The organism is Legionella drancourtii LLAP12 (assembly GCF_000162755.2).
Taxonomy (GTDB): Bacteria; Pseudomonadota; Gammaproteobacteria; order Legionellales; family Legionellaceae; genus Legionella; species Legionella drancourtii.
Genome location: NZ_JH413805.1, coordinates 72,712 through 74,789 on the forward strand (window position 1 = coordinate 72,712; position 2,078 = coordinate 74,789).

Consider the following 2,078-nt stretch of genomic DNA (forward strand, 5'->3'; position numbering starts at 1 on the left):
ACACTTGCGTGTTTCGCTACTTTGTCCGATCCGCTCTTTATTCAGGATCGTAGGTTCATCCAGTAGCATGGATGGCGGTATCAGAGCACCGCAGCTCTAGTTGGCGACTTCGTGTCGCACGGGGTGTGACAATCATTGGAACGAAAAGGTACTCTAAGCAACTAAACCAATTCTAGTTTGGTCCAACAGATTTGCCTGATGCATCTGCTTCACTCTTTTTAAATCTCACTTCATTTTGTTTCATTTCTACAATATATCGATTACTTGGAGATAATTGAGCATTCAACTCCAAAAGCGTACTACCAAGAGCCCCTCCTTGTGGCTTATTGTGACGGTAATACAAATAACCTTTTCGTTCTAACCATAATCCAACTTTATCTGCAAGGAAAAGAATTAATATAAGAGTAAATATAATTATTAATATTTTCATGTGAAGACAACCTCTTGGGGTGTTTGAGAAAATCCTTGCGTAAGTTCTTAAATTAGGTTTTTACTCAATAACCATTTAATAAATAAAAAATAGGCCAAATACTGGCCTATATAATGTAATTTAATTCAGTTGAGCTTCCGCAAAAATTTGTATTGCACTGAATATATAGTCCATCAGTTCAGGTTTGTACGTTTCATAAAATTTCCTGAAATCAGCGCCGCAGCAAAACGGTTAGGTCAGAAAAAGCGTATACGCAGTTTAGGTGATTTGGATAAAGCTGCATTAAAACTATCTGATTTCGGCGATTTATTTTTAAAATATGAAGAAGAGAACAACTTACCAGGCGTAATTTACGAAGCCATTTCTAAGGATGCCATAATTAATGCAGTAGAGGTCATTCGACAAATTGCCAAACCAAATCATGACAAATATTACGACGAGTTGCTTGAGCAATATAAAACAGTACGCCGCTTTCTACCAACACTATTCAATACGGTCAAATTTCAAACGACTAAAGAAGGAAAACCAGCACAAGCAGCAATAGAATTTTTAGCCACAATGGAAGGCAAGCGACAGCCTTCATTTCAAAATGCACCACTTGATATTGTCAATGGTGGTTGGCGAAATGTCGTTATCAAAACCAAAGAAATCGATAGGCCAGGTTATACGTTATGTGCAATGGATCATTTGCAAGCCAATATGCGTAGTCGTGACATGCATGTTGTGCAAAGTGAGCGGTGGTGTGATCCACGGGCTAAATTATTAAACGGTGTAGTGTGGGAACAGCATAAGCTCCCAGTATGCCGATCACTCAATTTATGCACAGATTTTGATGAGACATTTGGTCATTTGTCTGCAAAACTAGAGAACACCTATCAGGATGTGCTTAAAAGATTGCCGAAAAATGACGCGGTTGAGATTGTTAAAAACAAAAAGGGCAAAGATAGGATCAAATTATCCAGATTAGAAAAACTCGATGAACCTGAAAGCCTAAAAATGCTGAAGGATAAGGTAGATAGCTTAATGCCTCGCATTGATTTTCCTGAATTATTGCTCGAAGCCAACAGAATGACTGATTTTACTGAAGAGTGTTCGCATATTAGCGATAATAATTCGCGCGTATCAGGGATTGAAGTCTCATTATGTGCAGTCATTATGGCTGAATCATGCAATATTGGCCTTGAGCCATTGATTAATGAAGACAGCCCACAATTAACACGCAATCGATTAAGTTGGGTGCAGCAAAATTGCATTCGTGCTGAAACTATTGCCCGATCCAATGCTCGTCTTGTGGATACTCATTCTAAGCTGCCACTTGCAAAAAAGATGGGCACAGGCCATATTGCTTCTGCTGATGGCATTAGATTTACTTGCGCTGTAAAAACGGTAAATTCAGGACCAAACAAAAAATATTATGGACCCAAACGTGGATTAACCTATTACAATTTTGTATCTGATCAAAATGCAGGATTTCATGGTATTGTGATCACAGGGACGCTGCGTGATTCGCTTTATCTATTGGATGGTATGCAAGATCAACAAACAAGTCTTGATATAAAAGAGATCATGACGGATACGGCTGGTGCTAGCGAAATAATTTTTGCTTTGTTCTGGTTATTAGGATATCAATTTAGTCCAAGGCTTGCTG

General features: G+C 38.6%; 2 protein-coding genes. One reads left to right on the forward strand and one right to left on the reverse strand.

All coding sequences use genetic code 11. From position 1 onward, the window contains the following. Window positions 1-172: 172 nt before the first annotated feature. Window positions 173-430: a hypothetical protein gene (locus LDG_RS03885; RefSeq protein WP_006869848.1), complete on the reverse strand. Its 258-nt coding sequence runs from the start codon at window positions 428-430 to the stop codon at window positions 173-175. A 129-nt stretch (window positions 431-559) separates the two neighbouring features. On the opposite strand from LDG_RS03885, the gene LDG_RS03890 reads away from it, so the two are divergent. Further along, a partial coding sequence (locus LDG_RS03890) for a Tn3 family transposase (protein ID WP_158307863.1) occupies window positions 560-2,078 on the forward strand: 1,519 nt, incomplete at its 3' end.

Excerpts from the sequence above, each read along its gene's own strand:
- LDG_RS03885 (WP_006869848.1), bottom strand. The coding sequence starts at position 430 with ATGAAAATATTAATAATTATATTTACTCTTATATTAATTCTTTTCCTT.